An 18637-nucleotide genomic window follows, 5' to 3' on the forward strand; every position below is an offset into this window, starting at 1 on the left:
GACAGAGCGTGTAGGTGAGCGGGCGGGACGTCACGCCTCGAAGCGGTATCCCATGCCGGGCTCGGTGATCAGATAGCGGGGATGTGACGGGTCCGCCTCCAGCTTGCGGCGCAGCTGCGCCATGTAGACCCTCAGGTAGTTGGTCTTGGTGCTGTAGCTCGGCCCCCACACCTCCTTGAGGAGACGCTGCTGGCTGACGAGGACGCCGGGGTTGCAGATGAGGATTTCCAACAGGTGCCACTCGGTCGGGGTGAGCCGGACGTCGCGGTCACCGCGGCGTACCTTCTTCCCCACGAGATCGACCGTGAACTCGTCGGTCGTGACCACGGCGGCCGCCGCTCCCGGACTCGGCCGCGCCTGCACGGGCGACTCCTCGATCCGGCGGGTGGCCGCCCTCAGCCGGGCGAGGAGTTCGTCCATGCTGAAGGGCTTGGTCATGTAGTCGTCCGCACCCGCGTCGAGGGCCCGGATCTTGTCCTCGGACCCGCTGCGGGCGGAGAGCACGAGCACCGGAGCCCGGTTCCAGCCTCGCAGGGCCCGGATGAGATCGATGCCGTCCATGTCGGGCAGCCCGAGATCCAGGAGGATCACGTCGGGTTGCTCGGTGGCCGCGAGCCGGAGCGCGGCGGCGGCGTCGTCGGCCGCGTCCACGTCGTACTTGCGTGCTTTGAGGTTGATCGTCAGAGCACGCGCGAGCTGCGCGTCGTCCTCGACGACCAGGACCCGGGTCATCCGCGTACTGCCTTTCGTCTTGAGCATGGCGTCGGATGCGCGTCGGGAGCCGGCAGCCGGGGCGTTCCCGGACTGCCGGCTCCCTTGCGTCGTGCGTAAGGCCATCAGCCCTTGGCCGCCACGAGGTTCTTCAGCGCGATGTTGAGCTGGAGGACGTTGACGCGGGGCTCGCCGATGAAACCGAGGATGCGGTCGTCGGTGTGGTCGGCGACCAGCTTCTCGACCTGCTTGACGTCGAGGCCGTTCTTCTCCGCAACCCGGTGGACCTGGAGCGTCGCGTACTCAGGGGAGATGTGCGGGTCCAGACCGGAGCCGGAGGAGGTGACGGCGTCGGCGGGGACGTCGGACGGCTTCACCTTGTAGTCGGCGGTGGAGTTGGCCTTGACGACGGCGGCCTTGGCTTCCGTCACCCACGTGATCAGGTCGGCGTTGTCGCCGGAGCGGTTGGTCGCGCCGGAGAGGATGATCTTGTACTGGGTGTTGACGGAGTTCGCGCCGAGGCCGTTGGAGGGTCGCGGCTGGAACCACTTCAGGTCCGGGCTCGCGGTCTCCTCGCCGTCCTTCAAGGGCAGGTTGTAGGTCTGGCCGATGAGTTCGGAGCCGACGACCTTGCCGCTCGCGTCCTCGATCTCGGAGCCGTTCGCCTTGCCGGGGAAGGCCAGTTGGGCGACACCGGTGACGGCGAGGGGGTAGAGCACGCCTGTCACCACGGTCAGGACGAGCAGGGCACGGAGAGCGGCCCAGAGCAGACGTCCCGCGTTTCCTACGGAGTTGTTCGTCATGGTCAGCCGATTCCGGGGATGAGGGAGATGAGGAGGTCAATGATCTTGATGCCGATGAACGGGGCGATGAGGCCGCCGAGTCCGTAGAGCCCGAGGTTGCGGCGGAGCATCGAGTCGGCGCTGGACGGCCGGTAACGCACACCCTTCAGGGCGAGCGGCACGAGCGCGATGATGATCAGCGCGTTGAAGATGACCGCGGACAGGATCGCGGACTCGGGCGAGGCCAGGCCCATGATGTTGAGCTTGTCCAGCGACGGGTAGGCGACCGCGAACATGGCCGGGATGATCGCGAAGTACTTCGCGACGTCGTTGGCGATGGAGAAGGTCGTGAGCGCGCCCCGGGTGATGAGGAGCTGCTTGCCGATCTCGACGATCTCGATGAGCTTGGTCGGGTTCGAGTCGAGGTCGACCATGTTGCCGGCCTCCTTCGCGGCCGACGTGCCCGTGTTCATCGCCACGCCGACGTCCGCCTGGGCGAGCGCGGGGGCGTCGTTGGTGCCGTCGCCGGTCATCGCGACGAGCTTGCCGCCGGCCTGCTCGCGCTTGATCAGCGCCATCTTGTCCTCGGGCGTCGCCTCTGCGAGGAAGTCGTCGACTCCCGCCTCCTCGGCGATGGCCTTGGCGGTCAGCGGGTTGTCACCCGTGATCATGATCGTCTTGATGCCCATGCGGCGCAGTTCGTCGAACCGCTCGCGCATGCCGTCCTTGACGACGTCCTTGAGGTGGATGACGCCGAGAACGCGCGCACCCTTGTCGTCCTTGACCGCGACGAGGAGGGGCGTGCCGCCGGCCTCGGAGATGGCGTTGGCGAGGGTGTCGGCGTCGTCGGAGACCTGGCCGCCCTGCTCCTTCACCCAGGTGACCACGGAGCCCGCGGCACCTTTGCGGATGCTCTTGCCGTCCACGTCCACGCCCGACATCCGGGTCTGGGCGGTGAACTCGATCCACGTGGCGTGCGCCAGCTCGCCCTGGTGGCGCTCGCGCAGCCCGTACTTCTCCTTGGCGAGGACGACGATCGAGCGGCCCTCGGGCGTCTCGTCGGCGAGCGAGGAGAGCTGGGCGGCGTCGGCGACCTCCGCGTCCGTGGCGCCCTTGACCGGGACGAACTCCGAGGCCTGCCGGTTGCCGAGCGTGATGGTGCCCGTCTTGTCGAGCAGCAGCGTCGACACGTCGCCGGCCGCCTCGACGGCCCGGCCGGACATCGCCAGGACGTTGCGCTGGACCAGCCGGTCCATACCGGCGATGCCGATTGCGGAGAGCAGCGCGCCGATCGTCGTCGGGATCAGGCAGACGAGGAGCGCGGTGAGGACGATCATCGAGGTCTGCTTGTCGGCCCCGGCGTAGATCGCGAACGGCTTGAGCGTGACCACGGCGAGCAGGAAGACGATGGTGAGGGACGCCAGGAGGATGTTGAGGGCGATCTCGTTGGGGGTCTTCTGCCGGGACGCGCCCTCGACCAGGTTGATCATCCGGTCGATGAAGGTCTCGCCGGGCTTCGTCGTGATCTTGATGACGATCCGGTCGGACAGCACCTTCGTACCGCCGGTGACCGCGCACCGGTCGCCGCCGGACTCGCGGATGACGGGCGCGGACTCGCCGGTGATGGCGGACTCGTCGACCGAGGCCACTCCCTCGACGACGTCACCGTCGCCGGGGATGATGTCGCCGGCCTCGCAGACCACCAGGTCACCGATCTTCAGCTCGGTGCCGGGGACCCGCTCCTCGCCGGTCTTGGTGACGCGGCGGGCGACGGTGTCGGTCTTGGCCTTGCGCAGGGTGTCGGCCTGCGCCTTGCCGCGGCCCTCGGCGACCGCCTCCGCCAGGTTGGCGAAGATCGTGGTCAGCCACAGCCAGGCGGTGATCGCCCAGCCGAACCAGTCACCGGGGTTCTTGATCGCGAGCGCGGTGGTGACCACCGAGCCGACCAGGACCACGAACATGACCGGCGACTTGACCATCACGCGCGGGTCGAGCTTCCTGACCGCGTCCGGGAAGGACTTGACCAACTGCTTCGGGTCGAACAGGCCCCCGCCGACACGTCCGCCCTCAGGCTTGTGCCCCGTGGGTACGTCCGGGTGCGGTGCCCGGGTAGGAGTGATGGTGCTCATGCTGCGAGCCCTTCGGCGAGCGGACCCAGCGCGAGGGCCGGGAAGTAGGTGAGACCGGTGATGATCATGATGGTGCCGACGAGCAGGCCGGTGAACAGCGGCTTCTCGGTGCGCAGGGTGCCCGCGGTTTCGGGGACGGGCTTCTGCTCGGCAAGGGAGCCGGCCAGCGCGAGGACGAACACCATGGGCAGGAAGCGACCGAGCAGCATCGCGATACCGATGGTCGAGTTGAACCACTGCGTGTCGGCGTTCAGACCGGCGAAGGCGGAGCCGTTGTTGTTGGCACCCGAGGTGTAGGCGTACAGGATCTCGGAGAAGCCGTGCGCGCCGGAGTTCGTCATCGAGTGCGCCGGGGTGTCCAGGACGAACGAGGCCGCCGTGAAGCACAGCACCAGCGCGGGCGTGATCAGGATGTAGAGCGCGGCGAACTTGATCTCCCGCGTGCCGATCTTCTTGCCCAGGTACTCGGGGGTGCGGCCGACCATCAGACCGGCGATGAACACCGCGATGACCGCCATGATCAGCATGCCGTAGAGGCCGGAGCCGACACCGCCGGGCGCGATCTCGCCGAGCTGCATGCCCAGCAGGTTGATACCACCGCCGAAACCGGTGTTCGAGGAGTGGAAGGAGTTCACCGCGCCGGTCGACGTCAGCGTCGTGGAGACCGAGAAGATCGCCGAGGCACCGATGCCGAAGCGGGTCTCCTTGCCCTCCATGGCGCCGCCCGCGAGGTCGAAGGCGGGGCCGTGGTGGGCGAACTCGGTCCACATCATCAGACCGACGAAGGCCAGCCAGATGGTGGCCATGGTCGCCAGGATCGCGTAGCCCTGCTTGATCGAGCCGACCATGCGGCCGAAGGTGCGGGTGAGCGCGAAGGGGATGACGAGGATCAGATAGATCTCGAAGAGGTTCGAAAGACCGTTGGGGTTCTCGAAGGGGTGGGCCGAGTTGGCGTTGAAGTAGCCGCCGCCGTTGGTGCCCAGCTCCTTGATGGCCTCCTGGGAGGCGACCGCGCCGCCGTTCCACTGCTGGGTGCCGCCCGTGAACTGGCCGACCTCGTGGATGCCGGAGAAGTTCTGGATGGCGCCGCACGCGACCAGGACCAGGGCCCCGATCACCGCGATCGGCAGCAGGATGCGGACGGTGCCGCGGACCAGGTCGGCCCAGAAGTTGCCCAGCTCACCCGTACGGGACCGGGCGAAGCCGCGGACGAGGGCCACCGCGACCGCGATGCCCACCGCGGCCGAGACGAAGTTCTGCACCGCGAGGCCACCGGTCTGGACGACGTGGCCCATGGCCTGCTCGCCGTAGTACGACTGCCAGTTCGTGTTCGACACGAAGGACGCGGCCGTGTTGAACGCCTGGTCCGGGTCGATCGACACGAAGCCGAGCGAGCCGGGCAGCGAGCCCTGGACCCGCTGCAGCAGGTACAGGAAGAGCACACTCACCGCGGAGAAGGCGAGCACGCCGCGCAGGTACGCGGGCCAGCGCATCTCCACGTTCGGGTTGGCGCCGATCGCCTTGTAGATCCACTTCTCGGGCTTGTAGTGCTTCTCCGAGGAGTACACCTTGGCCATGTAGTCGCCGAGCGGCCGGTAGGACAGTCCGAGAGCGACGACGAGGGCGAGGAGCTGGAGGATTCCAGCCAGGACGGGACTCATATCCGTACTCAGAACCTCTCCGGCTTGACGAGGGCGAGGACGAGATAGGCCAGCAGGCCGGCGGCGACCAGCAGACCGACGATGTTCTCGACAGTCACAGCTTCGCCACCCCCTTGGCGACGAAAGCCACCAGCGCGAAGATCGCGATCGTGGTGACGACGAAGGCCAGGTCGGCCATCGTGAGCTCCCGGATGTGAGTGGATGAGATGAGCGGTCCGTCGGACCTGTTAGAGCAAAGCGCATTTCAGCCACGACACCGTCGCCGTTGACGTCCCCCTAACGCGCACTGCGGCCGTCTTTACACATCCCGTACGCGCCGCAGTCCGTATCAGTCCGTTTCCTCGCCGACCGGGGCCTTCAGCAGTCGGTCCAGCTCGTTGCCGGCGTCGTCGTATCCGGCGTCCGAGATCCGCTGCAACGCGCGCAGGTCGCCGGCCGCGACGGCACGTCGCGTGAGCAGGAGCCCGGCGCGCGTGGACTCCTCGTCCAGCAGCTCGGGAAACACCCCGGTTCGGCTCGCTCACCGGGCCGACTTCGTGGCTTCGCAGGTGCCGCTCGCCTCCAGCGGTGCGCAAGGGAGGCTGATGACCATGGTCAGGCCGCCGCCGGGGGTGTCCTCGGGGGTGAGCGTGCCGCCCATGGCCTCGGTCAGGCCGCGGGAGAGCGCGAGGCCGAGGCCGATTCCTGTGGTGTTGTCGGTGTCGCCGAGGCGCTGGAAGGGCTCGAAGGCCTGTTCGTGGGCGTCTGCGGGCAGGCCGGGCCCTCGATCGACGACCCTGAGTTCCACGCGGCCGGCCAGGGTGCTGGCGGTGATCAGAACCGGGTGCTCGGGCGGGGCGAAGCGGGTGGCGTTGGCGACCAGGTTGGCGACCACCCGTTCCAGGAGGGGCGGGTCGGCGAGCACCGCGGGGGTGTCCTCCAGGCTGCCGACTGCGGGCGGCCGGGAGCCGGGCGGCAGGGTGTCAAGAGCCGAGGGGACGACCTCCTCCAGCGCGGTGGGTCGTAGGGACAGGGAGAGGGCCCCCGCCTGGAGGCGGCTCATGTCGAGGAGGTTGTCGATGAGCCGGCCGAGCCGGGCCATGGAGGTGTCGGCGGTGTCGAGGAGCTCCCGCCGTTCCTCCTCGGTGAACTCGACGTCGGGGCTGCGCAGCGAGGCGACGGCGGCCCAGCCGCTGGCGAGCGGGGTACGCAGGTCGTGGCTGACGGCGGCGAGGAGCGCGGTGCGCATGCGGTCGGCGGCTCGTACGGGTTCCACCTCTGCGGCGGCCTCGGCGAGCCGGTCGCGCTCGGTGGCAGCGGAGACGTGGGCGGCGAAGGCGGCAAGGACGCGGCGGTCGGAGGAGGACAGAGACCGGCCGCGCAGGACGAGGTGCAGGCCGTCGTCGACGGCCACCCCGGTGATGTCCTGGGCGTCGTGAGGTCCCGCCTCCCGGGCGGCGGCGAGTTCGGCCGAGTCCATGAGCTCTGCCGATGCCATTCCGAAGGCCTCCTTGGCCCGGCTGAGCAGGGCGGAGACCGCCTCCTCGCCACGGACGATGGAGCCGGCGAGCGAGGACAGGGTCTCGGCCTCGGCGGTGGCGCGGGCGGCTCTGCGGGAGAGCCGCAGGGACCGGTCGACGGCCGCGGCGACGACACCCGCGACGGCAGCGAAAACGACAAGGGCGAGGACGTTGTCGGGGTCCTGGAAGCTGAACTTCCCGACGGGCGGTATGAACCAGTAGTTGAGCAGCAGGGAAGCGGTGACCGCGGCGACGAGCGCGGAGGCGACACCGCCGATGCACGCGACGCCCACCACGGTGAGGAGGAAGAGCAGTGCCTCGCTGGTGAGGTTGAGCGAGCCGCGCGCTCGGTCGAGCAGCACGGTCAGCAGTACGGGGAGGACCAGTCCGGCGACGGGTCCGGCGACGAGCCGTGAGGTCGGCAGGGTGCGGCGCCGGGAGGGCAGCAGGCGACCCCGTCCCGCGCGCTCGTGGGTGACCATGTGGACGTCGATGTCACCGGAGAGCGCGACGGTCGTCTCGCCGATGCCCCGTCCGGTGAGGAATCGCTCCAGCCGCCGGCGGCGGCTGGTGCCGACGACGAGCTGGGTGGCGTTCTCCGCACGGGCGAAGTCGATCAGGGCCGTGGGCACGTCCTCGCCGACGACTGTGTGGTAGCTGCCCCCCAGGTCTTCGACGAGCCGCCGCTGGCGACCCAGAGCGGCGGCGGAGGCGCCCGCGCTCAGTGCGTCGCTGCGCGCCACGTACACGGCGAGGAGTTCGCCGTGAGCGACGCGGGCGGAGATGCGAGCGGCTCTGCGGATCAGCGTCTCCCCTTCGGGCCCACCGGTGAGCGCCACGACGACCCGCTCGCGGGTCTCCCAGACTCCGCCGATCCGGTGTTCCGACCGGTAGGCGCGCAAGGCGTCGTCCACGCGGTCGGCCAGCCACAGCAGGGCGAGTTCGCGCAGAGCGGTGAGGTTGCCGATGCGGTAGTAGCGGGCGAGAGCGGCGTCGACCTCACCGGGCGGGAGGATGTCGCCGTGGGCCATCCGGCGGCGCAGAGCCTCGGGCGCCAGGTCGACGAGCTCGATCTGGTCGGCGCCTCGTACGACCGTGTCGGGGACGGTCTCCCCGCCGGGCAGTTCCGTGATCCGCTCGACGACGTCGCTGAGCGATTCCAGGTGCTGGATGTCGAGCGTCGTGACGACGTCGATTCCGGCGGCGAGGAGTTCGGCCACGTCCTGCCAGCGGCGCTCGTTGCGGCAGCCGGGGGCGTTGGCGTGGGCGAGGTCGTCGACGAGGACGACCTCCGGACGGCGGCGCAGCACCGCGTCCAGGTCGAGCTCTCGGCCTCGCGGCGCGATCCGTTCGAGCCCTTCGAGCAGGATCTCGGTGTAAGGCCGTCCGTGGCACTCCACGAGCCCGGCGACCACGTCCGTGCCTCGCGCCGCCCTGCGGCGACCCTCGTCGAGCATCCGGCAGGTCTTGCCGGCGCCCCGGGCGGCCCCGAGGTAGACCTTGAGCCGGCTGTGTCGACCAGGTGCCCCTTCGGCGGGGCTGCGGGCGTTCAAAACTTCTCGGGCTTGATGAAGGCGGCCACCAGGTAGCCGACCACTGTGACTGCGACGATCAGACCGACGATGTTCTCGACGCTCATGTTCCAGACTGCCCCTTCGACTGCGCGGCATTTCCTCGGAATTGCGCGCGTGTCGCACGCACTCCCGAAGAAGACGCCCCTCGTCATGTCCTGCGCAGCCACCTTGACGGCTCTCTGGCGCCCAGAGCCGTGATGCTGACAGGCTCTTGACGCGATCCGTACGGCCGTCATCCGGTTCGCACAGCGAGGCGCAGAAACCGAGAACGGGCCGGGGTGCCGTTCCAGGAGTGCGTGTCAGAACTCCTGGGACACCCCGGCCCGCGGCCGGCCCGGCCCGCGACCCCCCTCAGGGTCACGGGCCGGGCGGGGCCCCTGGCCGGACGGCCGTCGCATGGCGTTGGGCTTCTGTCGGGGCCCCCGCCCCCAGACTGTGCCCTGTACCGGCGCCGATGGTCGTGCGCCCGCCGAACCGGCAGTCGTCCGTCCCCCCGTGCCGATCAGTCTTGACCGGGCGAGAACTGAAAACGATCGCCGTTGACGCGACCTTGATGCCCCGCACGCGAGTCCTGACACCGTCCTGACAGACGGCGCGGCAGGGTGCAAGGAAACCGTCAGAGCCACGCCTCAGACCGTCAGAGGGACGTCAACGTCAGTCCGCTCGAACGAAGTCGGCGACTACATTCAGCAACCGCCGCTCACCGCCGAGGACGTCAGTGGCTCGACCATCCTCGACGAAGGCGCTCGGTCCATGCCTCCCATCCGCATGCGCCGAGCCGGGACGGCGCCCTGCCGATCACCGTGCCTTTTCGGGATCGGCAGGGCGCCTCGCTCCCGTTCCTCTGTCCGGCGCACCCGGAACTCCCGGTGCGTCCTGCCGGTCCAGCCGTCGCCCGCCGTCCCGGGCGGCGGCTCCTTCATGAAGGTCCTGACCCCATGAATCCCGCCGCTCCAGTCCAGCAGGCGCCTTCCTTCCCGCCCACCACGCATCCACATCGGCGCAGACGCAGCGTGGAGGGCGGGCTGCTCGACCCCGTCCAGATGATCAGCTCGTTCCCCGACGCTCTCCGGAAGCTTCATCCACGGCACCTGGTCCGTAACCCGGTGTTGTTCGTCGTCGGGGTCGGATCGGTCCTCACCACCCTGTCCGCGGTCGTCAACCCGTCCGTGTTCACCTGGGTGATCAGCGTCTGGCTGTGGCTGACGGTCGTCTTCGCCAACCTGGCCGAGGCGGTCGCCGAAGGACGAGGCCGGGCACAGGCCGAGTCACTGCGGAAGGCCCGTACGGACACGGTGGCCCTGCGTCTCCGGCACTGGCGGTACGGGACGGATCTCGACCGGGCCGAGACGGAGGCCGTGGCCGCCACGGATCTGAAGATGTTCGACTTCGTGCTCGTCGAAGCGGGCGAGCTGATCCCGGCCGACGGCGACGTGGTCGACGGGGTCGCGGCGGTCGACGAATCCGCCGTCACCGGCGAATCGGCCCCGGTCATCCGCGAGTCCGGCGGCGACCGGACGGGAGTGACAGGCGGTACGACGGTGCTGTCGGACCGGATCGTCGTACGGGTCACCTCGCGCCCCGGCCATTCCTTCATGGATCGGATGATCGCCCTGGTCGAGGGCGCCTCCCGGCAGAAGACTCCGAACGAGATCGCGCTGAACATCCTTCTCGCCGCGCTCACCACCGTCTTCGTCCTGGTGGTGGTCGCCGTGCAGCCCATGGCCACGTACGCGGGCGCCGCGCCCTCCACCACCGTCCTCGTCGCCCTGCTCGTGACGCTCATCCCGACGACGATCGGCGCGCTCCTCTCGGCCATCGGCATCGCCGGCATGGACCGGCTCGTCCAGCGCAACGTCCTCGCCATGTCGGGACGGGCCGTCGAGGCCGCCGGCGACATCAACACGCTCCTCCTCGACAAGACGGGGACCATCACCCTGGGAAACCGGGAGGCCGCGGACTTCGTCCCGCTGCCCGGCATCGAGGAGGCCATGCTCGCGAACGCCGCGCAACTGTCCTCGCTCGCCGACGAGACACCCGAAGGCCGCTCGGTGGTGGTCCTGGCCAAGGAGAGGTACGGGCTGCGGGCCCCGGCCGACGGCGAGCTCGCGAACGCCCGGTTCGTGGAGTTCAGCGCGCAGACCCGGATGAGCGGCATCGACCTGCGCTGGGACAACGGCGCCGCCTGCCACATCCGCAAGGGGGCGACGGCGCAGGTCATCGCCTGGGTCGAGATGTACGGCGGCCGGGTGCCGGGCGAGGCGCAGACGTGGAGCGACCAGATCTCGGCGGCCGGCGGCACCCCGCTCCTGGTCGCCGTCAACGACTGGGACGGTCCCCGCGTCCTCGGCATCGTCCATCTCAAGGACGTGGTGAAGGACGGCATCAAGGAACGGTTCGCGGAGCTGCGCCGCATGGGCATCCGTACGGTGATGATCACCGGTGACAACCCGCTGACCGCACGCGCCATCGCCCACGAAGCCGGCGTCGACGACTTCCTCGCCGAAGCCACCCCCGAGGACAAGCTCGCCCTCATCAAGAAGGAGCAGGAGGGCGGCAAGCTGGTCGCGATGACGGGAGACGGGACGAACGACGCTCCGGCACTCGCCCAGGCGGACGTCGGCGTGGCCATGAACACCGGCACGTCGGCCGCGAAGGAGGCCGGCAACATGGTCGACCTCGACTCCAACCCGACCAAGCTCATCGAGATCGTCCAGATCGGCAAGCAACTCCTCATCACCCGAGGCGCGTTGACGACCTTCTCGATCACGAACGACGTGGCGAAGTACTTCGCGATCATCCCCGCGATGTTCACCGGCGCCTACCCGGGCCTCGAAGCACTGAACATCATGGGCCTGCACAGCCCCACCTCGGCGATCACCTCCGCCATCATCTTCAACGCCCTGATCATCGTGGCGCTCATCCCGCTCGCGCTGCGCGGCGTCCGCTACACACCGGCCTCCGCGCACGACCTGCTGCGCCGCAATCTCCTGCTGTACGGCCTCGGCGGCCTGGTCCTGCCGTTCCTCGGCATCAAGGCCATCGACCTGCTCGTGTCGATGGTTCCGGGACTCGGGTGAATTCCCGTCAGGGCGGCGTCAGAGAAAGGCCTTTGTCCTTGCCCGGGGATCCCGCTCGGGATTGGATGAGAAGCGTGAACAGCGCGTGGCTCCTGCTCGACCGGCCGCCTCATCAGGCGTCGCCGAGTCGCACGCCCCGCTGCCGTCCGGGCGCGTCCGCCCTGCGCTGACGCCTGCCCGCGCCACGTCATACAGGGCGCCGTGACCGTCGTAACGGGTCACGGCGCCCCTCTTCTCGTACCTCATCGACTATCCCTGGACGAACCATGTCTTCTTCCTCCCTGTCCGGACGCACCGTGCTCGTCAGCGGCGCCACCTCCGGCATCGGCCACCAGACCGCGCGGCAGCTGGCCGAGCGCGGCGCCACCGTGCTCCTCCACGGCCGGACCACCGAGGAGGCTCATGCCGCGGTCGACCGGCTCGTCACGCTCTCCGACGTCTCCGCCGGGCAGCTGTGCGCCTTCGGCGCCGACTTCTCCCGTCTGGAGGAGGTCGAGCAGCTTGCCGCCCGGGTCCTCGCCGAGCACCCGCACCTGGACGTCCTGGTCAACAACGCGGGCATGGCGGCTCCCGAGCGGCACACCGTCACCGTCGACGGCAACGAGATCGCCTTCCAGGTCAACTTCCTCGCCCACTACCTCCTGACCAACCTCCTGGAGCCGGCCCTGACCTCCGAGCCGGGCGGCCGCGTCGTCAACGTCTCCTCCTCACTGCACCGCACCGGCTCCATCCAGTGGGCCGACCCCAACCGTGCCCGCCGCTACTCCCGGCTCGCCGCCTACGCCCAGTCGCAGCTGGCCCTGACGGTCTTCGCCGCCGACCCCCGGGTCACCGCCGTCTCCGTCCACCCCGGCATCTGCACCACCAGCCTCCTCCCCCTCTACGCCCACGAGGGCGTGTCGCCGGCCGAAGGCGCCGCCCATGTCGTAAGGCTCTGCGACCCGGCCGTCGAGATCGTCAACGGCGCCTACTACGACCGCGAACACCGCGTCGCCCCGGCGCCCGCCGCCACCGAGGAGCGCACGGTCAAGCGCCTCACCAAGCTCGCCGACGTCCTCGTCGGCCACACGGCCTGAAGGAGCGCCCCGCCATGTCTAAGCGCGCCCGCAAGAAGAAGGCCCGCCGCAAGAAGAACGCGAACCACGGCCGCAAGGCCGGCCAGAGCTGACCCCGACCGGGGCGGCCCGTCTCCTGGCGGGCCGCCCCGTGTCCGTACCGGAGGTTCTCCCGTGATCCCACACCCCGCCCACCAACCACCGGCCTGCGCCCGCGTGTTCCCCGCCGGCGGACCCGGCACCGCCGCCCTCGCCGAGCACGTCCTCACGACCGGCCACGGCACCTGGTGGACCGACCGCGCCGAACACCCCCGCGTCGTCGCCGTCACCTGCGGCGACCACGCCCTCCTGGCCGGCGACCCCACCGCCCTCACCCCGGCCGGCCTCGCCCCGCTGACCGGTCACTGTGTCGAGGCCTCCGACCGCTTCCTGCCGGTCCTCGGCGCCGCGTTCGACCGCCTGCACCCCTGGGACCGCATGCTCTACGTGCACCAGGCGGCCGGGACTCCGCCGCGCGTTCCGCGCGCGGTGACGGTACGGCGGCTCGTCTCCGAGGACGGCCCGGCGCTCGCCGCGATGGACCCCGCCATGAACTGGATCCACGCCACCTGGGGCGGGCCCTCGGGCCTCGCCGCCTCCGGGCAGGGCTGGGGCGCCTTCCGCAAGGGCCGTGTCCTTGCGCTGGCCTGCACGCGCTTCACCGGCAGCCGGTACGAGGACGTCGCCTGCGCCACCGCCTCCTCCGAGCGACGACAGCACCTCGCCCTCGCCTGCGTCCAGGGACTGACCGACGACATCACCGCCCGGGGCAGAACCGCCACCTGGAGCTGCTCCCACGACAACCGCGCCAGCCGCCTTCTGGCCTGGACGGCCGGCTTCCGCCTCGTCCGCGAGTACGTCCATCACACGACCGGGCCCGTGGCCGTCAGCAACCCGTCAATACTGCGGGCAGCGGCGTAAACACGGCGTACGAGCCCGGTGGTGGGGCCGGGCCGCGGTCCTAGCGTGAGCGCCATGAAGCCGCTCCGTCGCATCGCCAGTCGTGTAACCGACGTCCCCGGCGACGTCCTGTCAGACGCGGGATGGCCGGGAGAGGCTCGCGCCGCCGTCGGATGCGCGGTGCTCCTGCTGGCGGCGTCGCTGACCGTCGATGCCGGCACCCACGGCCTGACGCTGCTCCGCGCGGCGGGATCCATGGCTCTCGCGTCGCTCTTGCTGGTGGTCCTGCTGCCCCCGCGGGTCAGCGCCGCACCGGACCTGCTGATCGTCCAGGGCCTGTGGGTGACGCGGACGGTCCGCATGGACCGGCTCGCGGCGATCTCCTGGCCGGCCACAGGGACCTCGCGTCGGGTGATCCTCACGGATACGGAAGGCGGTCGAGCCGAGGTCGACCTGCGCGTTCTCACTGCCAATCCGGCGCTCTGGCTCCGCCTCGAGGCCGGGGCCCGCGCCTCCTTGCAGCGCGGCATGCCGAGCCCCGACACCAGCGACCTGGCCCGGCTCTCCCTCTACCTCGACCACGAGACGACACGGTCGGTTCTCAAGGTCTCAGGGCTGGGCTAGACCCGGTCTCCCCGTCCGGCCAGCCCTGTCGTTCCACGTCCCAGATCCAGCCCTGATCACGACCAGCTTCATCACCACCGTACTGATCCCCGAGAAGGCGTTCGAGTCCGGCGGCAGCGCCAACGGGCGCGCTCTCGCCTGTCTCGCGCACGAGTACCTGGGCAACACCTTCGGCACCGTCGACGACATCGCCACCATCGCGATCCTGTGGTTCGCGGGCGCCTCGGCCATGGCCGGTCTGCTCAACCTGATGCCCCGCGACCCGCCCAAGTACGGCATGGCCCCGCACTGGGCCCGCGCGGTGCGCCCCATGGTGATCGTCTTCACCCTGGTTGCCTTCCTGGTGACGTGGATCCTCGACGCCGACGTCGACGCCCTACTTCGAGTGGACCGAGGGCAACCCCTTCGCCAACTTCCTGCGCTTCTTCCTCTTCGGCCAAGGCGAGATCGCGCCCGTGACCCGCGAGATCCTGCGCGAGGCCGAGTCCGACCGGGACCGGCGCCCCCGCGTCCACGTCGGCTAGCCAGGCGGAGCTCCGGCTTGATCTCCACGGCCAGGGTGAGCCGCGCGCCGTCGGTGGCGATGTCGAGATTCGTGGCGTCGACCTCGTAGCGCCCGGCTACCTCGCGGGGCGGGTGTCGTCGTACAGCATGGGCTCGGGGTCCTTCTCGCTCAGGCCAAGGAAGTGCTCGAAGGCAGCGCAGACGACGGCCTGGTTGAAGAGGTAGCCCTCCTCGCTGTTGGCGAGGGGATCGTCCGCGCGGCGACCGAGCTGCTCGACGACGAGGGCCTCGGCGGCCTCAACATGCGCAGTCTGGGCGCGCGGCTCGGTACCGCCGACACCGACCGGGCCGCGGCCACCGTCTTCGTCTACGTCCTCGGCAGCGCGCTGGGCGCCGCCGTGCAGGTCTCGCTGACCCGCCGGCCGGGCAAGAGCGGCGACCCGGAGAAGGAACTGGCCGACACGATGGCGGCGGCCACCGAGGTCGCCATGTACTTCCCCCGCCTGAGCGAACGCCTCGACGGCAGCGCCGCGGCCAAGTACACCGCGGCCCCCGACCGCACCTTCGAATTCGGCCTCGCGGCGATCCTCGACGGCTTCGAGGCGCAGCTGGCAGAGACGAGCTAGCCGGCTAACGAGCCCCGAGCCGGAACCTCAGTCGGCAGATCACGGCATCCGTGTCCCTGCGCACGGCGTGGGCCACGACCGCGCCCCGCTGGTTCTGCAGCAACCGCTGCCACAGGTGCTCCGGCTCGGCCTCCGGGATCAGCACGGTGACCCTGGTGCCCGGCGCGGCCGCGCGCAGCTCGCGTACGTAGGAGCTGACGGGCCGGCCGAGCGAGCGCCGCTCGGAGGGGAGCCGTACCAGCGGAACGCCCGGGTTCCACAGCGCCCAGTCCCGCTCCAGCGCCTCGGTCTGGGCCCGGTCCTCCGGGTCGGGGTGGCAGACGGTCACCGCCCGGACCTCGTCGCCCAGGGAGACGGCGGCGGTGAGGGCCTCGCTGGTGAGCCGGGTCAGCGACGAGACCGGCACCAGGACGAGGGAGCGCTCGCGGTGCGGCGGTTCGGGGACGCAACCGACGCCCAGCCGCTCGCCGATCCGCCCGTACGCGCGGTGGACGGTCTCGAAGGCGAGGACGAGGACGGGCAGGGCGATCACGATCAGCCAGGCACCGTCATGGAACTTCGCGGCGGTGACGACGACCGCGGAGACGCCGGTCAGAACGGCACCGAGACCGTTGAGAAGGGCTCTGCCCCACTGCCGGGTGGACCGCCAGTGCAGGACCATGCCGGTCTGGGCGATGGTGAAGCCGACGAAGACGCCGATGGCGAAGAGCGGCACGAGGGTGTTGGTGTCGCCGCCGGAGAACACGAGCAGCGCCGCCGACACCACCGCCAGCCACACCACGCCGTGCCGGTGCACCTGACGGTCGGCCTTGAGCCCGAAGACGTGCGGCACGTAGTTGTCCCGCGCCAGCAGCTTCAGCAGGACGGGCAGCCCGCCGAAGGAGGTGTTCGCGGAGAGCGCCAGCAGCACCATGGTCGCGAACTGGATGACGTAGAAGGCCCAGTTGTGCCCCAGCGAGGCGTCCGCGAGCTGGGCGAGGACGGTGACGCCCTCCACCGGCTGGAGCCCGAAGCGGGAGATCAGCACCGACAGTCCGATCAGCATGACGCCGAGCAGTGCACCCAGCGCGACCTCGGCGCGCATCGCCCGGCGGGCGGCCGGCGCCCGGAAGGAGGGCACGGCGTTGGCTATCGCCTCGACACCGGTCAACGCCGAGCAGCCGGAGGCGAACGCCTTCAGCAGGAGCAGGGCGCCGACCGTGGTGGCGTCGTCGGCGAGAACGGAGGCGTGTCCGTCGGAGGCGGCGGTGGAGAGGGGCGCGTCGCGGAACAGGCCTACGGCGATCATGACGAGGATCGCGCCGACGAAGACGGCGGTCGGGACGATGAAAGCGCGGGCCGAGTCGACGATCCCGCGCAGGTTCACGGCCGTGATGAGCACCAGGACGCCCAGGCAGATCACCAGCCGGTCGCCGTAGAGCCCCGGGAAGGCCGACGTCAGCGCGGCCACGCCCGCTGTCACGGCCACGGCCACGTTGAGGACGTAGTCCAGGACCAGCGAGCCCGCCGCGACCAGGCTCGTCCGCCGCCCCAGGTGCGCCTTCGCCACTGCGTAGGAGCCGCCGCCGTCCGGGAACACGGCGATGACCTGCCGGTACGAGGCGACCAGGACGGCCAGCAGGCCCGCGATGGCGAGCGTGACCGGCAGCGTGAACCCCAGCCCGTATCCGCCGGCCGCGGCCAGCACCAGCACGATGGCCTCGGGCCCGTACGCCACCGACGCCATCGCGTCCAGCGACAGCGCGGCCAACCCGGTGACGGCGGTCAGCTGGTGCCGCGCACCGGTATCAGGGGGCTCCTCGGCACCGGGTACGGCGTCCTTCTCGGTGGTCAAGGTGGTCATGCGGACGGGCTCCTTCACATCGGGCTCCGCTCAGCGTCCGCCCCCACCGTGGGCATGTCTGCCCTTCCTGGCGCGTTCTTGGCGCCGCCCGCCCTTCCCCTGACAGCTCCTTGACGTCGGCCTCGACGGCGCGGCGCGTCAGGTTCGCGTGAAGAACTCGCCCGCGCCATCCACGATCACGGCTCCCTGGTCGGCCACCTGCAGCAACCACGACACGGTGCTCGCCGGTTCACTTGAACTCGCGGTGGCGGACACACCCGTCTCCTCGATCGACCTCTTCGAGGAGACACCACACGGCGACCGCGCATGGTCACGCCGTACCGAGCGAGGGCACCTGCTGCAGACCTGCGGCTCGGCTACTGCCGCGCGATGCGAGTAAGAACCCGGAGCGCTCCCCTCGCCGGCAGCGATCCGCCCCACGAACCAGACGCCGCTGGGAAGAATCCCGGGAGAATGAGTTGCCCGGGGGCGGCTGGGGACGGCAGTTGCCGCTCTCTGACGACCCATGACGACCGTCCTGGTCCCCAACTGGTCCCCAAAAACGATCTTGAGGCCGTATCGAATGTTTCCGATACGACCTCCGACCTGCGTACAAGCAAGTCGGGACGACAGGATTTGAACCTGCGACCCCTTGACCCCCAGTCAAGTGCGCTACCAAGCTGCGCCACGTCCCGATGCCCGTCTGACCTGGGGTTTCCCCGGCCGAACGCGCATGAGAACAATACCGCACTTCCCTGGGTGGTCACGAACCACTTTGCCGCTTGACCTCAAGCGCGCTTGAGGTAGCACCGTGTGTGTCATGAAGAACACGACGTACGCACGGCACGCCCCACAGGCGCCGTCGGCAGCCGCCCTCCCCGAGCTGCACCGCCTCATGGCGCTGATGACCGGGGACGAGAAGCACTCCCCCGCCGCCACCTCCACCCTCGACGCCCTCTGGGTGCTGTACGACCGGGTGCTGCGGGTCTCGCCCGAGACCGTGGCGGACCGGGAGCGGGACCGGTTTCTGCTGTCGAAGGGGCACGGACCCATGGCGTACTACGCCGTGCTCGCCGCCAAGGGGTTCATCGACGAGGAGCTGCTGAGCGGGTTCGGCGGGTACGAGTCGCCGCTCGGGCACCACCCGGACCGGACGCTCTTGCCCGGGGTCGAGATCGGGAGCGGGTCGCTCGGGCACGGGCTGCCGCTCGGGGTCGGGAGCGCGCTGGGACTGCGGGCGCAGGGACTCACCGAGCCGCGGGTGTGGGTGCTCATCGGGGACGCCGAGCTCGACGAGGGCAGCAACCACGAGGCCATCGCCTACGCCGGGCCCGCCGGGCTCGACCGGCTGTACACCCTGGTGATCGACAACAGCTCCGCGACCCACGGCTGGCCCGGGGGGATCGCCTCCCGGTTCGAGGCGGCCGGGTGGTCCGCCGAGACCGTAGACGGGCGTGATCACGAGGCGCTGTACGCCGCCTACACCGCCCCGCACCCCGGCCGGCCGCGCGCCGTCGTGGCCCGCGTCGAGCCCAAGAACTCCTGAGCCCCCCGCCTCCGGAAGCCCGCCGCGTCCGGAAGCCCTGGCCCCCTGATCCCCGAGCCCCCTGATCTCCGATCCCCCTGCTTCC

At 70.2% G+C, this 18637-nt stretch carries 15 protein-coding genes, 1 tRNA gene and 1 pseudogene; 7 read left to right on the forward strand and 10 right to left on the reverse strand.

What is annotated here, in order from left to right; translation table 11 throughout:
- Positions 1 to 30: 30 nt before the first annotated feature.
- The 8 genes from ACIGEZ_RS24175 to kdpF (ACIGEZ_RS24210) all read right to left on the reverse strand — a co-directional run bounded on the left by ACIGEZ_RS24175 (position 31) and on the right by kdpF (ACIGEZ_RS24210) (position 8421).
- Entirely contained in the window at positions 31 to 732 is a 702-nt protein-coding gene (locus tag ACIGEZ_RS24175) for a response regulator (protein WP_399834382.1), read from the reverse strand.
- Between the two features lie 104 nt (positions 733 to 836).
- Positions 837 to 1514, reverse strand: a complete 678-nt coding sequence (locus ACIGEZ_RS24180; RefSeq protein ID WP_399834384.1) for a potassium-transporting ATPase subunit C — start codon at positions 1512 to 1514, stop codon at positions 837 to 839.
- Between the two features lie 2 nt (positions 1515 to 1516).
- Positions 1517 to 3622 (reverse strand): potassium-transporting ATPase subunit KdpB, encoded by a 2106-nt coding sequence (kdpB, locus tag ACIGEZ_RS24185; protein ID WP_399834386.1) that lies wholly within the window; start codon positions 3620 to 3622, stop codon positions 1517 to 1519.
- A complete protein-coding gene (gene kdpA, locus ACIGEZ_RS24190; protein WP_399834388.1) occupies positions 3619 to 5283 on the reverse strand; it encodes a potassium-transporting ATPase subunit KdpA in 1665 nt (554 codons plus the stop codon). The genes kdpB (ACIGEZ_RS24185) and kdpA overlap by 4 nt, the downstream gene beginning before the upstream one ends.
- A gap of 8 nt (positions 5284 to 5291) precedes the next feature.
- Positions 5292 to 5381, reverse strand: a complete 90-nt coding sequence (kdpF, locus tag ACIGEZ_RS24195) for a K(+)-transporting ATPase subunit F (RefSeq protein WP_116162779.1) — start codon at positions 5379 to 5381, stop codon at positions 5292 to 5294.
- 230 nt (positions 5382 to 5611) lie between these two features.
- Positions 5612 to 5788 (reverse strand): hypothetical protein, encoded by a 177-nt coding sequence (locus tag ACIGEZ_RS24200; protein ID WP_399834390.1) that lies wholly within the window; start codon positions 5786 to 5788, stop codon positions 5612 to 5614.
- 15 nt (positions 5789 to 5803) lie between these two features.
- Positions 5804 to 8335 carry an ATP-binding protein gene (locus tag ACIGEZ_RS24205; RefSeq protein ID WP_399834392.1) on the reverse strand — a complete coding sequence of 844 codons (2532 nt, stop codon included), beginning with the start codon at positions 8333 to 8335 and terminating at the stop codon, positions 5804 to 5806.
- Positions 8332 to 8421 (reverse strand): K(+)-transporting ATPase subunit F, encoded by a 90-nt coding sequence (gene kdpF, locus ACIGEZ_RS24210; protein ID WP_399834394.1) that lies wholly within the window; start codon positions 8419 to 8421, stop codon positions 8332 to 8334. The genes ACIGEZ_RS24205 and kdpF (ACIGEZ_RS24210) overlap by 4 nt, the downstream gene beginning before the upstream one ends.
- A gap of 873 nt (positions 8422 to 9294) precedes the next feature.
- Between kdpF (ACIGEZ_RS24210) and kdpB (ACIGEZ_RS24215) the strand changes: the two genes are divergently transcribed.
- From kdpB (ACIGEZ_RS24215) to ACIGEZ_RS24240, 6 genes and pseudogenes are all read left to right on the forward strand, one after another.
- Positions 9295 to 11436 carry a potassium-transporting ATPase subunit KdpB gene (gene kdpB / locus ACIGEZ_RS24215; RefSeq protein WP_399834396.1) on the forward strand — a complete coding sequence of 714 codons (2142 nt, stop codon included), beginning with the start codon at positions 9295 to 9297 and terminating at the stop codon, positions 11434 to 11436.
- Positions 11437 to 11702: 266 nt separating this feature from the next.
- A complete protein-coding gene (locus ACIGEZ_RS24220; RefSeq protein ID WP_399834398.1) occupies positions 11703 to 12512 on the forward strand; it encodes an SDR family NAD(P)-dependent oxidoreductase in 810 nt (269 codons plus the stop codon).
- Between the two features lie 153 nt (positions 12513 to 12665).
- Positions 12666 to 13451 carry a GNAT family N-acetyltransferase gene (locus ACIGEZ_RS24225; protein ID WP_399834400.1) on the forward strand — a complete coding sequence of 262 codons (786 nt, stop codon included), beginning with the start codon at positions 12666 to 12668 and terminating at the stop codon, positions 13449 to 13451.
- A 54-nt stretch (positions 13452 to 13505) separates the two neighbouring features.
- On the forward strand, positions 13506 to 14054 hold the full coding sequence (locus ACIGEZ_RS24230) for a hypothetical protein (RefSeq protein ID WP_399834402.1): 549 nt from the start codon (positions 13506 to 13508) through the stop codon (positions 14052 to 14054).
- 52 nt (positions 14055 to 14106) lie between these two features.
- Positions 14107 to 14578: pseudogene (locus tag ACIGEZ_RS24235) on the forward strand (hypothetical protein); the annotation flags it as partial.
- Between the two features lie 162 nt (positions 14579 to 14740).
- On the forward strand, positions 14741 to 15184 hold the full coding sequence (locus tag ACIGEZ_RS24240) for a TetR/AcrR family transcriptional regulator C-terminal domain-containing protein (RefSeq protein ID WP_399834404.1): 444 nt from the start codon (positions 14741 to 14743) through the stop codon (positions 15182 to 15184).
- Between the two features lie 4 nt (positions 15185 to 15188).
- On the opposite strand, the gene ACIGEZ_RS24245 is transcribed toward ACIGEZ_RS24240, so the two are convergent.
- Positions 15189 to 17027: an APC family permease gene (locus tag ACIGEZ_RS24245; protein ID WP_399834406.1), complete on the reverse strand. Its 1839-nt coding sequence runs from the start codon at positions 17025 to 17027 to the stop codon at positions 15189 to 15191.
- A gap of 600 nt (positions 17028 to 17627) precedes the next feature.
- A tRNA-Pro gene (locus ACIGEZ_RS24250) sits at positions 17628 to 17701 on the reverse strand.
- Positions 17702 to 17826: 125 nt separating this feature from the next.
- Between ACIGEZ_RS24250 and ACIGEZ_RS24255 the strand changes: the two genes are divergently transcribed.
- Positions 17827 to 18552, forward strand: a complete 726-nt coding sequence (locus ACIGEZ_RS24255) for a transketolase (RefSeq protein ID WP_399834408.1) — start codon at positions 17827 to 17829, stop codon at positions 18550 to 18552.
- The last annotated feature ends 85 nt before the right edge of the window (positions 18553 to 18637 follow it).

The sequence above is a fragment of the Streptomyces sp. NPDC085481 genome (genome assembly GCF_044541845.1).
Classification (GTDB): Bacteria; Actinomycetota; Actinomycetes; order Streptomycetales; family Streptomycetaceae; genus Streptomyces.